Here is a 13,917-nt window from a genome sequence, read left to right as displayed (position 1 = left end):
GGCTTTCTATTTTTTAATCAGTCCTGCTTAATTATAAGTAGATGTAGACACTTCAAAAGTAGAATCTTTTGCTGCCAAATAACGTTCGGCATCCAAAGCTGCCATACAACCTGTTCCGGCTGCGGTAACAGCTTGGCGATATACATGATCGGCTGCATCACCCGATACAAAAACACCCTCAACATTGGTTTTTGATGTTCCAGGCTCATTAATGATGTAACCCGTTTCATCTAAATCCAGAAAACCTTTAAAGATATCGGTGTTTGGTTTGTGCCCAATGGCTACGAAAAATCCCGTTGCAGGAATTTCGTGCTTCTCATTGGTTTTGTTATTAAAAACACGCACGCCTGTAACCACTTGCCCATCACCCATAACTTCATCGGTTTCAGTATTGAACAAAATTTCAATGTTTTCGGTGTTTTTAACGCGTGCTTCCATAATTTTAGACGCTCTAAATTCATCGCGTCTCACCAACATCGTTACTTTTTTACAAAGCTTAGACAGGTAGTGTGCTTCTTCACAAGCCGAATCGCCTGCCCCTACAATCACCACCTCTTGGTTTCTGTAGAAAAATCCGTCACAAACGGCACAAGCAGAAACGCCTCCGCCCAATTTCAGATATTTCTGTTCAGAATCCAAACCTAAATATTTAGCTGATGCTCCGGTTGAAATAATAACCGTATCAGCATGGATCTCCTTTACATCGTTAACCCAAATTTTGTGCACCTCACCAGAAAAATCGACTTTAGTAACCCAACCGTCTCGCACATCGGTTTCAAAACGCTGTGCTTGCGCTTGTAGCTGCATCATCATTTCCGGCCCGGTAATCCCTTCTGGGTACCCCGGGAAATTCTCAACTTCATTTGTGGTTGTTAATTGCCCCCCTGGTTGTGTACCTTGGTACAACACCGGATTCATGTTTGCTCTCGCCGCATAAATGGCTGCTGTATAGCCTGCAGGTCCCGAGCCTATAATCAAACATTTTACTCTTTCTATTTCCTCTGCCATATCGAATTCATTTTAGAACAACAAATGTAGAATTTTTAGTGTAAAATGAGTACATAAGTTATTAACACTTTCTTATAACCTCATATTTAAAATCTATTACATTTTAATCTTGTCATTTTTTTTTCGTAAATTTAAATAGGACCAAAATAACTAACACGATATGAAAAAGCATCTAACCTTGGCATTAATAACGCTAATTGCCGTTTCGAGCTGTAAAAACAATAACGAAACCGCTATGGCGGAAGCTATTGAAGAAACCAATAAAGAATACACCCTTGAAGGTGCATGGGAAATGACTAGCTACCTAAATTATGGCGGTGATGGCTCAATAGACACTATCAAGACTTCCGAAAAATTTATGCAAATGAAAATGTTTTCACAAACAAAGTATATGTGGAATCGGTTTACTGCCTATCACCCTTCTGAATGGTTTGGAAGTGGAGACTACACCTTTAAAAACGATACACTAATCGAGCATACAGAATATGGCTCTGAAGCTTTGCTTACTATCCTTGAAAAAGACAGTATCCATAGATTGAGCATCTTCTTTATTGACAAGGACTGTTATATGCAAACTGAAAAAGATAGCCTAGGAAATCCTATCTATGGTGAAATTTACCATCGTGTTAAATAAGCCATAAAGCGTAAAGATTTTTTAATCACAACTCTTATATTTAAAAAATAAAAGTTTTTTATGAAAATAGTTGTATTGGATGGCTTTACGCTAAACCCTGGTGATTTAAATTGGAATGACATAAAACAATTTGACGATTTAACCGTTTTTGACCGAACACCTTGTAATGATGAAGATATCATCAACAATATTGGTGATTCAAAAATCATTTTCACCAACAAAACCCCAATTAACCGCTCGGTTATCGATAGCTGTCCTAACCTTGAATACATCGGTGTATTAGCTACAGGTTTCAACATTATTGATACTGAATATGCCAAACGAAAGAAAATCACCGTAACCAATGTGCCCGATTATAGCTCAACAGCTGTTGCCCAGTTTACTTTGGCATTATTGCTGGAAATGTGCCACCATATAGGTGAGCACAACAATGCTGTCAAAAATGGTGATTGGATAAGCAGCAAAGATTTTTCTTTTTGGAATTACCCACTCATCGAGTTGGCCGGAAAAACCATGGGCATTATTGGTTTTGGAAAAATTGGAAAGGCTACGGCCAAACTAGCTTTGGCTTTTGGACTCAAAATCAAAGTTTACAACCGGACGGTTTACAGTGAATTTGAAAACGACCATTTAAAGTTTGTTTCGTTGGAAGAACTGTTAAATACATCTGATATCATAAGCCTACATTGCCCACTAACCCCTGAAACTGAAAACCTCATAAACCAAAGCTCCATTAAAAAAATGAAAGATGGCACCATGTTGATAAACACTTCTCGCGGACCATTAATTAATGAAAATGACTTGGTTGAAGCCCTTAACAACAGAAAGCTTTCTGCAGCTGCGCTCGATGTTATTTCAAGTGAACCAATGAAAGAAAACAATCCGTTGTTAAAAGCAAGAAACTGTATTATAACCCCACACATTGCTTGGGCACCCAAAGAAGCCAGAACACGTTTAATGCAAACCACTATTGAAAACTTAGCGGCTTATATCGAAGGGAATCCCAAAAATGTAGTAAATTGATAAGTTGTTATTTAATTTTAAAATATTGATTACAGATATATTTCTAAAAATTCTGCATTTTCCGATTCAATTTTAACATGGCTGAGTGATGCAGGCAACAAAATGGTTTCTCCCATTTTTAGTAAATAGGATGTATTGCCACTTTGGAGTTCCAACCCTCCGCTAACACACATATATATTACAAAAGAGTCCAATGCCGAATAGTCTTTTTCCAACGTACCGTCAACTTTCATAAAATTGGTCTTGAAGTATGGCGAATGCACCAACTTGTTACTGGTATTGGCCTCTGTTTTATAATCGGTCTTAAAATGGCTATGGTAAGTAAAATCGATAGCGTCTAAGGCCAAATCGTTGTGCAGTTCGCGTTCTTTACCCGTTATGGCATCCACACGTTTGTAATCGTAAATTCTATAGGTAACATCCGATGTTTGCTGGATTTCCGCCAACAGCACCCCGGCCCCAATGGCGTGGATCCTTCCGGTAGGAATGTAAAACGTATCGCCTTTGCTTACCGTTTCGTGGTGCATCACTTCCAAAATGGTATCGTTCTCCAAATGCTTTTGGTATTCGGTTTTATCAATCTCTTTTTCAAAACCCACGATAAGTTCTGCATCTTTATCGGCGCCCATAACGTACCACATTTCGTTTTTTCCGAAAGAATCATGACGCTCCTTGGCCAATTCGTTACTGGGATGTACCTGAATGGACAATGGCGTTTTGGCATCGATGAACTTGATGAGCAAAGGAAATTCCTCGCCAAAAGTTTCGTAAACCGATTCACCAACAAAACCACCTTTGTACTGCTGGATAAGCTGCTTTAAGGTTTTTCCCTCCAACGGGCCATTGGCCACTTTGGTCTCGTCGCCCTTAACATCCGAAATCTCCCAAGATTCGCCAATGTTATTTTCATTATAGTCCTTATTAAGTTGGGTCTTCAACTTTTCACCTCCCCAAAGTCTATATTTGTAAAGCGGGGTAAATTTTATTGGGTATAGTTTCATGTTATGTTATTTTTTTGATGAATTCCGTTCTATTAATTTCGAATTTAAAATTATGGTCTGCCCCTCAACGGGTATTTCTTTTTTCGATATGTATTCCAACAATAGTTCGGTTGCTGTTTTTCCTATTTCAGAGCCCGATTGGTCTATGGTGGTCAGCGAAGGCTCAATAACCTGAGAAATAGGCTCGTTGCTGAACCCTACTATGGCGATATCTTCAGGTATCTTTAATTGCCGTTCCTTTATACATTTCATGGCTCCGATAGCCGTTACATCATTTGCTGAAAACACACCATCAATCTCCTGTTGGTTATCCAATAAATTTTGCATGCCAAGATAACCATCCTGTTCCATTAATCTGGAATTTACAACATATTCATTTTTAAACAGAATGTTGTGTTTTGCCAACGCTGCTTTATAACCGTTAAAACGGTTTTTGTATATCTCTAATTCCTGAGAACCGGAAAAATGGGCAATACGTTTGCAGCCTTTCAATATTAAATGCTCGGTGGCATCAAATCCGCATTTAAAATCGTCAATAAGAACATTACTGTAGCCGGAAATACCACAATGCCTATCGAAAAAAACCAAGGGAATGCTATTGTTTTTGGCGACTTCCAAATGCCGGTAATCTACCGTTTCCATCGATACGGATATCAAAAGCCCATCTACCCTATTGGCAACCAATCCTTCAACAATCTTCCTTTCCCTTTCAAGCTGTTCCAACGATTGACTAATAATCACATTATAGCCAGCCAAATATGCGGTTTCCTCAATACCTTGAATAGCCGACGAAAAAAAATGACGCGAAATCCGTGGCACAATCACTCCTATGGTATTCGTTACATTTTTTCGTAAATTAGAAGCCAACATATTCCTTTGATACCCCAACTCGGCCGCCATGGCCAAAACCCTAACCTTTGTAGCCTTGGTAACGCGCGGGCTGTCGTTTAATGCCCTTGAAACGGTAGAACTGTCTACCCCCAAAGCTTTGGCTATGTCGTGTATTGTAGGTTTGTTGTTCAATTTTTATATTGAAGGGTTAGTCTAGTATTGCAAATATAACAAAATCCAATCGATTGTATTCTGATATATTTTTAGTACTTTTACGGAGTTTTTCGAAAAAAAGAAACAAATTTAAATCATAAAAAACAAGTAATATGAAAACAAACTATGAAGTAAGATATGCGGCATCTCCACAAGATGTTAAATCGTACGACACTACGCGATTAAGAGACGAATTCCTTATTGACAACTTAATGGAACCAGGCCAAGTAAATTTAGTGTATTCCCATTATGACAGATTTATTTCTGGAAGTGCGGTGCCTACAAATTCAGCTTTAAAATTGGAAACTATCGACCCGTTAAAGGCCGAATACTTTCTTGAAAGACGCGAATTGGGCATCATCAACATTGGTGGTTCAGGAACGGTAAATGTTGACGGTACCGAATACGAATTGAATAACAGAGAGGCTTTATATGTTGGAAGAGGCAACAAAGAAGTGACTTTCACCAGTAAATCGGCTGATGAACCGGCATTGTTTTACCTAAATTCAACACCAGCCCACAAAGAGCATCCCAACAAAAAAATAGGAATAAAAGATGTTGAAGTTGTGGAATTGGGCGCTCCTGAAACCGCCAATGCCAGAACCCTTAGAAAATACATCGTAAACAGCGTGGTTGATGTTTGCCAGTTGCAAATGGGAATGACCGAGTTAAAAACTGGAAGTGTTTGGAACACCATGCCAGCGCACGTGCACGACAGAAGAATGGAAGTATATTTTTACTTTGATGTACCTGCAGACCAAGCCGTATGTCACTTTATGGGACAACCACAGGAAACCCGCCACATTTGGATGCAAAACCACCAAGCGGTAATTTCCCCGGCATGGTCTATCCACTCGGGTTCAGGAACCAGCAACTACACCTTTATTTGGGGCATGGCCGGCGAAAATTTAGATTACGGCGATATGGATCATTGCAAAATTAACGAACTAAAATAAGATAAATATGTCTATTAATTTATTCGATTTAACAGGTAAAGTCGCTTTAATAACCGGTGGTACACACGGTTTGGGCCAAGCCATGGCAACAGGTTTAGGAAAGGCCGGAGCCACTTTGGTGATAAACGGCGCGTCTTCACAGGAAAAACTTGACAAAGCTATAGAATACTACAAATCTCAAGGCATCAATACCCATGGTTACCTTTTTGATGTGACCAACGAAAGCTTAGTGATGAAAAATATTGCTGCCATTGAAAAGGAAGTAGGGAATATTGATATTTTGGTGAACAATGCCGGAATAATAAAAAGAACACCGCTAGAAGACATGGAAGTCGAAGACTTTGAACAGGTGATTAAAGTCGATCTGATTAGTCCATTTATCATGTCCAAGCATGTCGTAAAAGGCATGATTAAAAGAAAGGCCGGTAAAATCATCAACATTTGCTCTATGATGAGTGAATTGGGAAGAAATACCGTTGGTGCCTATGCTGCTGCTAAAGGCGGACTAAAAATGCTTACCCAAAACATGGCGACAGAATGGGCCAAGCACAACATACAAACCAATGGCATTGGCCCAGGCTATTTCGCTACAAGTCAAACCGCACCTATTCGTGTAGACGGGCATCCGTTTAATGAGTTTATCATTAACAGAACTCCAGCAGCACGTTGGGGCGACCCAGACGATTTGCAAGGGGCTGCTATCTTTTTGAGCTCTAAGGCCAGTGATTTTGTAAACGGACAAGTGCTTTATGTAGACGGTGGCATTTTGGCCACTATCGGAAAGCCTTCAAACGAAGATTAAAAAAACTCAGAGTACTATGAATAAAAACACAATATGGGCAGGTGTTTTGTGCGCTGCCTTGTTTTCTTCTTGTAATCAAAAAGAAAACACAAAGTCAATTGTTGTGAAAAACACTTTGGATTTTGAAAGAACTTCGGAAACAGTTGAACTGAGTAAGTCGTTTTTGAAGGTTGAAGACCTAAACACTATTGGCATTAAAGATGCCGAAAGTGGCGAGTTACAAGTTACCCAAACTGTAGACATTGACGGAGATGGTACTTTAGACGAAATTTTATTTCAACCAACAGTAGCTGCAAATTCCGAAAAAACATTTGATATAGTGACGATTACTGAAGCTGAAAAACCAAAAGCCGAAACACTTTGCTACTCTAGGTTTGTACCAGAACGTACCGACGATTATACTTGGGAAAACAACAAGGTAGCCTTTCGAGTTTATGGCCCCGTTGCCCAAAAAATGGTCGAAGATGGTAAGCCGGGTGGCACACTTTCCAGTGGAGTTGACGCCTGGTTGAAAAAAGTAGAATACCCCATTATCAATAATTGGTACAAGAAAAACACCGAAAAACCTGGTGCTTACCACAAACCTTCTCCAGAGGGGTTGGATAATTTTCATGTTGGTGTGAGTCGTGGAGTCGGTGGTATTGCCGTTAAGCAAGATACCACATATTATTTCTCCAAAAACTACACCAAATGGCGCACCATTACTACGGGTCCAATTCGTACCAGTTTCCATTTGGAATACGAAACTTGGGATGCTGGAGGAAATCAAATTAAGGAATCGAAAACCATTAGCTTGGATTTGGGTAGTAACCTATCTAAGTTCGTCACCCATATTGAAGGTACCGATACTATTTCCGCTGGTTTAACTTTACACGAAAAAGATGGAGAAGTTACTGGTAACGATGAAAACGGTTGGATAAGCTATTGGCAGCCACATGCCGATTCTGAAATTGGTATGGCCATTGTAGCCAAGAAAGGAACTTTTTTAGGCTTTGAAAAATATGACACCGAAGCCAAAGACCTAAGTAATGCTTACGCCCATTTAAAAGTGAATAACAACGAAGTGGTATATTACGCTGGCTTTGCTTGGAAAGAAGCTGAACAATACACAACTCCTTCAGAGTGGGAAAACTATCTTACTAAATTTTCAAATCAAATTAACACACCTTTAAAAGTGAGTTGGGCTGAGTAATTTATTAGATTAAAATTTTAAAAAATCCAAGATTGAAATTCAATCTTGGATTTTTTAAATGAATGACCCCGTAGCAAGCAGACTAGGAATTCTTTAGATTAAAAATGTGGCATAGGCCTTAAAACAATCTCCGACTTTATTTTGAAGATTAACTCCTTCAAGTTAAAAAAACTAATACAAAATCTTTTGGACGCAATTTTGAATACAAACAACGAATAACCTGTAAAAAAACCTTTTATAATTTAGCTCTAAATTTAATTGATGTATTGAAAAAGTAATACTTTTGTAATAGGCTCATCCCTTTTACCTATGTAATTTTTCAAAAAACAACAAAACTAAACATGAACACCACTACTCTTAAAGAAGGTTTTTTAGGGCAAAAGATGATAGCTTTACCTAAATCTGTTATTAAAACCATTAAAAAAAACCCAATAACGAAATCGTTTTACATAAGTGATTTAGGATATTATCCAACCGCCCATCACCATCATCGCACCCGAAAAAAAGGAGCCAAACAATATATTTTCATTTATTGCACCAAAGGAAAAGGAGAAATTAGGCTAAATGATACCACAACAAAGATAAGTCCAAACCAATTTTTTATTCTTCCTAAAAACGCTAAACATGAATATGCAGCAGATAAAAAAGATCCTTGGAGCATTTATTGGTTTCATTTTAACGGTAACCTGGCCTCTAAACTTTATAACAGATATGCATCAAACCCTACCAACTTAAGAAACATCCCTTTCTCTGCCGAGAATATAGAATCTTTCGATAAGATATTCAACTTATTTGATAATAACAATCTAGAACATGGTTTAGAATTTGCAAACATCTTGGCTCTTAACTTTATAAGTTCATTTATATATTACAACGCCGAGGAGCAAAAAGAGTTAGATCAAGGCGACAATGTTATTAATGCCATTAGGGAATATTTATTAAGCGACTTACAAAAAAACCACACCTTAGACCACATTTCCGAGAGGTTCAACTATTCAAAATCTTACCTACATACCAAGTTTAAAAAAAGAACCGGCTATTCTATTATTGTTTTCCATAATTTGAAGAAGGTACAAAAAGCCTGCGAGTATTTAATTTATACAGACTTAAGCATAAAGGAAATAAGCTTTAAAGTAGGCTTTGACGACCCTTTATATTTTTCAAGGATATTTAAAAAATATATGGGCAAGTCCCCTAGGAAATATAAAAATGGTTGGCAAAAATAAAAAACTGTTTTGAAAAGCCGATTTTCCTATTTTAAAATATAACAAGCCCCAATATTAGAATAGAGCAGATTAACCTGCCTCTTAGTTACAACTTTTAGCTGTTTTTCTAATTCTTCTTAATCCATTCAACCCATAAACCGAGTGGAGCATTTATATTGATAAAAAACACTCCTTATTTAGACAAGCATTTTTACGCAGTAACGTTTAAAAGTGACATACAAGTCCTGCTAAATTTCAAAATGTGTATACCTATTTCCGTATCACACTTCAAAATAAACACAAAAATCTATTCATTGAATAAAATCATCCATGTTTGAAGAACATGAAGTGATTAAGTTTGGTAGATTACTATTACTGCTTATTCCAACAATTCAATACACCAACCTGACTGAAATTAAACAAAAGCTGAAACTATGAGGAAATTTTTACCAATCCTATTTTTATTTCTATCAATCAACACCTGTTTTTCACAGTACATAGATGAAAATACGCCTAAGAACGTTCAACCATCCAACCCGCACATTAATGGCAATTGGATTCTTGACTTTAGTGACGAATTCAACTCAAATATTGTCGACCAAAACAAGTGGAATATAGACCACAGTACCAAATCAAGAGCTGCTAGGCCCAAAATAGGAATCGATGATTGGAGGTGGAAACCAGAGAACGTTTCCGTAGAAAATGGAAATTTAATACTTAAAGTGTACAAAACCGGAAACTCGTCGATGACTAACGGATCTATAAACAGCCATAATAAGTATTTAACCAAGTACGGCTATTTTGAAGCCCGAATAAAAGTAGGTGATGCCACTAAGGGCACCCATACAGCTTTTTGGTTGCAAAGTCCTAACATGGGTAATGTTGATGGCACCGCAAACGACGGTGCTGAAATCGACATTTTTGAAACGGCATGGACTGAAGACTACACAAAATCTGTGGTACATATTGACGGTTACGGAGCAGACCATCAAGCCAATACAAAACAATTCAATACCCCTGGTATTCATTCCGGATTTCACACATGGGGTTTTCATTGGACTGAAAGCTTCATGGATATTTACTATGATGGTGTTTTTAAAGTGCGATATTCAAACCCTAAATGGGTAGTAAAAAGTCTTGAGTTTCTTTGGTTGTCCAACGGGGCAAGTTTTGGCGTTAGCGGAGACCAATACTTTAAAGACTATCCTATTGGTTATCTTACAGAAACACATGTAGACTATATTAGAGTTTGGAAAACACCCACGGCAACCGATCTTGACGAGTCCCTTTTAAAACAAGATAAATGGCGATTAATTATGGCCGATAGCGAAGACACAGAAGGCACAGGAAACCCTGCCGTTAATGCCTTTGACGACAACCCAAATACATTTTGGCATACAGAATGGAAAAACAATCAGCCACAGCATCCTCACGAAATCCAAATTGACCTTGGAGAAAAAGCAAAAATAGATGCGTTTAAATACTTACCAAGGCAAGACAACAATACCAACGGGAACATTACCCAATATGAATTCTACGCAACAAACAATACATCAAATTGGGGCGCCCCAATTGCTAGCGGGAGTTTTATTGGAGACCACACCCTTAAAACTGTAAACTTTAATAAAACTATAGAATGTAGGTATGTTAAAATGGTTTCCTTAGCGGCTAATAACAGTGCCCCTTTTGCCAATATTGCAGAATTATATCTAAAGGGAACTTATCCACCTCAACTAAACCAAGCTTCTTGGCAATTAATTATGGCCGATAGTGAGGATACTGAAGGCACAGGAAACCCTGCCGTTAATGCATTTGATAACAACCCAAATACCTTTTGGTTCACAGATTGGGCAAACGAACAGCCCACACACCCGCACGAAATTCAAATTAATCTTGGAGAACAAGCAACCATCGAAGCCTTTAAATATTTACCCAGACAAGACGGAAAAACCAATGGAAACATTACAGAATATGAGTTTTATGCATCTAAAACCCTATCAGACTGGGGCAGCCCAATATCTGTTGGCTCCTTTCTTGGTAACGAGGCTTTACAAATAACCTATTTTAACGAGGCTGTAGAATGCCAGTATATTAAAATAGTTGCCTTATCCGATGTAAATAATTCGCCATTTACCAACATTGCCGAAATTTATTTAAACGGCACTTACAATTCACAGCTAAATACCCAGCTTAAAACCAAAACAGATTTTAACGTTTATCCCTCTCCTTTTAATGACGAGCTTTTTCTTAAACAGGTTTATCGTGGTGAATATAAAACTTGGCAAATATTCTCTATAAATGGAATACTTCTAAAGGAAGGGCGAATCCCAATTTCACAAGACAAAATCAATATAAAACTAGATAATCTAGCACCTGGGATATACGTCTTTACTGTTCATGGCAACTCTACCTACAAAAACAAACTAGTTATAAAAGAATAACACGCTTAACATTTAAAAAACATGAAAACTTCAAAAAAAATAATTATAACCGTTTCTCTTTTATTATTGCTGCTGTTACTGGCATTGGTGCTATTTTTAAAAAACACCAACACACCTATTACTTCCCAACAAACTGAAGAGCACCAAGAAGAATACGAGGAAGAACCAGAAGAAGACATGCTCCCTGAAGAACTTTTTGACCCTAAAACTCTAAGCAACAAAGAGCTTGCCGATTATAAAAAATGGAGAAACACCCTTGAAAATACAGGATATAAGTTTACAAATTACGACGTGTTGACATCTTCCGAAACGGAGTTTTTAAAATTCGACAATATAGAAGAAGCTCCAAATCAATACGCTTACGCCAACAACTCCATTACAGGTTCTTGGCACCAAAAAAACCTTACGTTATTTGACGATAGTGGGTTTCGAGCAGATGGCTCTACCTACGATCCTGTGAACGAAGAGCTTTATGTAGTTTCATTTGCAGGTCATCTATATAAAATTGACGAAAGTGCTCCAATTAAATGGTCGCTTAGGAACCACAAAAAAAACTTATTAGGAGACGATTTTAACGGTATTAACCTACCTGATAACAGTTTTCGATTATTACACCAAAAAGCAAATGGCCCCATGGAGTTTTCTGATGATGAAGGCCGAAATTGGATTGATGCAAATGGTGCCTTTTTCCAAAGCTCCTGGAATTACAAAACCTTGGTTAGCAAAACCCCTTCCGGCAGAAAGATTACCGCCCATGGCGGAAGCTACATTAACGGTACCGCCTACGATCGGTTATTTATTTCAACCGATTACGGCTTAAACTATACCGAATCGAGCATTAGGTTCAAAAAATCTGATTTTGAAGTAAGCATAAACAAACCACACAGCAGCAATACGATTTATTGTTTTGCCAGAAGAAAAAGTGATTCTAAAATTTTAGTTTATAAAATGGGCGAAAGCGACAATGACTTTTCTCTACTACACACCACAACACAATCTTTTTCAGCAATCAACAGTGTTTTTGGCTCTTATGTTAACAATGCCACGCACTTTTACATTAGTAGTGGCAACAAGCTTTTTTATTCCAATAACGAAGGTCTAACATGGCTACAAACCAACAGTAATAACGACCGACCTGTTACCGAGGTTCATCCAACACAACCTAATATTTGTTATAAAGGATTTGTAGAACTGTTCATGTCTACAGACTATGGCGCAACATGGAGCAAAAACAACCATTATTTAAGCAGTTATTACGTATGGGACTTACAACACATGAAAATCTACGATAAAGAAAATGGAGATCATTTTACTTTTGCTGGATTTGATTTTGGGAGTTTCTATACCAGCAACCCTATGTTGTGGAACTCATGGACCTCTATTAATTCGGGATCACCAAATATTATGGCCTATGATGCTACAACTAGCGAAATAAACGATAAAATTTATACAGCAAACCAAGATCGGGGCTCCCAGGGCTTTATTGATATTCCTAATAACGATAATGTTTATAATGCAGCCCGTGAAGCTAATACGGATGTTTTACGTGTTCAAGTTTCAAATGATGAATCGTCTGTATGGTTTTGGTATTATTACGGAACCATTGGTCGTGCTTCGGTAACAAACGGTGGAGATTATAGAACTGTAGTACGAAAAGATTTCTATTCAAGCTGGTGGGCCACAAGCATGGTTCCGTCTCCTAATACCAACGAAGATGCCATTTACATCCCTGCCGGAGGCAACAAACTAAATAAATATACTTATCAAAACGGTACAATTACGCAATCATTCCATCCATTTGTGTTTCCAGGCCCACCCATTAGCTTTGCTTATTCCAAAATCAATACCAACAGATGGTATGTAGGTCTAAAAAATGGAGGGCTCATGTTTTCCGCCAACGGAGGCCAAAGTTTCAGTACCTCTAATTATTCTGGCCCTTGGCCTGGACAAGACGATTCACATAGAAAACGACGCACCGTTATAGCTACTAGCCCAACTGATGAATCTACGGTTTATTTTGCTGGCAAAGGAAACATCTTCCTTGAATCGAAGGACGGAGGCTTAACTTTCTCCAATAAAAATACAGGACTGAACGTAGCGCGGATAACAGACTTAGCGGTTTCGCCCAATGGAAAATACGTTTTCGCTTCATGCGAAACTGATGGTGCTTGGATTTATTCCACTGAAGATAACAGATGGTATAAAATGGATGGTTTCCACTTACCCAATGTGCAATTTACAGATGTGCAATTTATAAAATCTAAAAATTTAGTAAGGTTCGCAACCTATGGCTCTGGTATTTTGGACTTTAAAATTAACGAAGATTTATTGTCTATATCAAAAAGCGAAAATAAAACCCCTTCAATAAAGGTTATTCCCAACCCTACTTCTGGTATTTTTGAGATAAAAACCAACGCTACAACAGACATGGTTAATATTGATTTGTACTCTGAAAATGGTACGCTTTTATCCCAAAAAAACTACAAACAACAAAATGGAAAAATAAGCCTAGACTTAACCAACCAAAGCAATGGGGTGTACATTTTAAAAATGCATTTAGAAAAAAGCCACACAATTAAAGTAGTTAAAAATTAATCTTCTAAGTTTATTC

Annotated in this window: 11 protein-coding genes; 8 read left to right on the top strand and 3 right to left on the bottom strand. The window is 37.8% G+C overall.

The window, feature by feature from the left end; translation table 11 throughout:
* Nucleotides 1–27: 27 nt before the first annotated feature.
* Entirely contained in the window at nucleotides 28–1,008 is a 981-nt protein-coding gene (gene trxB / locus ABI125_08205) for a thioredoxin-disulfide reductase (protein ID XCF07833.1), read from the bottom strand.
* A 160-nt stretch (nucleotides 1,009–1,168) separates the two neighbouring features.
* On the opposite strand from trxB, the gene ABI125_08200 reads away from it, so the two are divergent.
* Complete coding sequence (locus ABI125_08200) at nucleotides 1,169–1,642, top strand: hypothetical protein (protein ID XCF07832.1); 474 nt, start codon at nucleotides 1,169–1,171, stop codon at nucleotides 1,640–1,642.
* Nucleotides 1,643–1,702: 60 nt separating this feature from the next.
* Nucleotides 1,703–2,665, top strand: a complete 963-nt coding sequence (locus ABI125_08195; GenBank protein ID XCF07831.1) for a D-2-hydroxyacid dehydrogenase — start codon at nucleotides 1,703–1,705, stop codon at nucleotides 2,663–2,665.
* A gap of 29 nt (nucleotides 2,666–2,694) precedes the next feature.
* Here the strand turns inward: ABI125_08195 and ABI125_08190 are convergent, their stop codons facing one another.
* Together ABI125_08190 and ABI125_08185 are read right to left on the bottom strand one after the other, a co-directional pair.
* Complete coding sequence (locus ABI125_08190) at nucleotides 2,695–3,666, bottom strand: type I phosphomannose isomerase catalytic subunit (GenBank protein XCF07830.1); 972 nt, start codon at nucleotides 3,664–3,666, stop codon at nucleotides 2,695–2,697.
* A gap of 6 nt (nucleotides 3,667–3,672) precedes the next feature.
* A complete protein-coding gene (locus ABI125_08185) occupies nucleotides 3,673–4,689 on the bottom strand; it encodes a LacI family DNA-binding transcriptional regulator (GenBank protein ID XCF07829.1) in 1,017 nt (338 codons plus the stop codon).
* Between the two features lie 134 nt (nucleotides 4,690–4,823).
* Here ABI125_08185 and kduI point away from each other — a divergent pair, with 134 nt between their 5' ends.
* The 6 genes from kduI (at nucleotide 4,824) to ABI125_08155 (ending at nucleotide 13,901) form a co-directional block, all read left to right on the top strand.
* A complete protein-coding gene (gene kduI, locus ABI125_08180; protein ID XCF07828.1) occupies nucleotides 4,824–5,666 on the top strand; it encodes a 5-dehydro-4-deoxy-D-glucuronate isomerase in 843 nt (280 codons plus the stop codon).
* A gap of 7 nt (nucleotides 5,667–5,673) precedes the next feature.
* Nucleotides 5,674–6,468, top strand: coding sequence for a gluconate 5-dehydrogenase (locus ABI125_08175; GenBank protein XCF07827.1), 795 nt, complete (start codon nucleotides 5,674–5,676; stop codon nucleotides 6,466–6,468).
* Nucleotides 6,469–6,484: 16 nt separating this feature from the next.
* Nucleotides 6,485–7,660, top strand: coding sequence for a DUF4861 family protein (locus tag ABI125_08170; protein XCF07826.1), 1,176 nt, complete (start codon nucleotides 6,485–6,487; stop codon nucleotides 7,658–7,660).
* 341 nt (nucleotides 7,661–8,001) lie between these two features.
* A complete protein-coding gene (locus ABI125_08165) occupies nucleotides 8,002–8,886 on the top strand; it encodes an AraC family transcriptional regulator (GenBank protein ID XCF07825.1) in 885 nt (294 codons plus the stop codon).
* Between the two features lie 413 nt (nucleotides 8,887–9,299).
* Complete coding sequence (locus ABI125_08160; protein XCF07824.1) at nucleotides 9,300–11,306, top strand: discoidin domain-containing protein; 2,007 nt, start codon at nucleotides 9,300–9,302, stop codon at nucleotides 11,304–11,306.
* Nucleotides 11,307–11,327: 21 nt separating this feature from the next.
* Nucleotides 11,328–13,901: a T9SS type A sorting domain-containing protein gene (locus ABI125_08155; GenBank protein ID XCF07823.1), complete on the top strand. Its 2,574-nt coding sequence runs from the start codon at nucleotides 11,328–11,330 to the stop codon at nucleotides 13,899–13,901.
* Nucleotides 13,902–13,917 lie beyond the last annotated feature (16 nt).

The organism is Tamlana crocina (assembly GCA_040429635.1).
Taxonomy (GTDB): domain Bacteria; phylum Bacteroidota; class Bacteroidia; order Flavobacteriales; family Flavobacteriaceae; genus Flavisericum; species Flavisericum crocinum.
The sequence above is the reverse complement of the archived record's forward strand: the minus strand, read 5'-3'. Positions and strand labels throughout refer to the sequence as shown.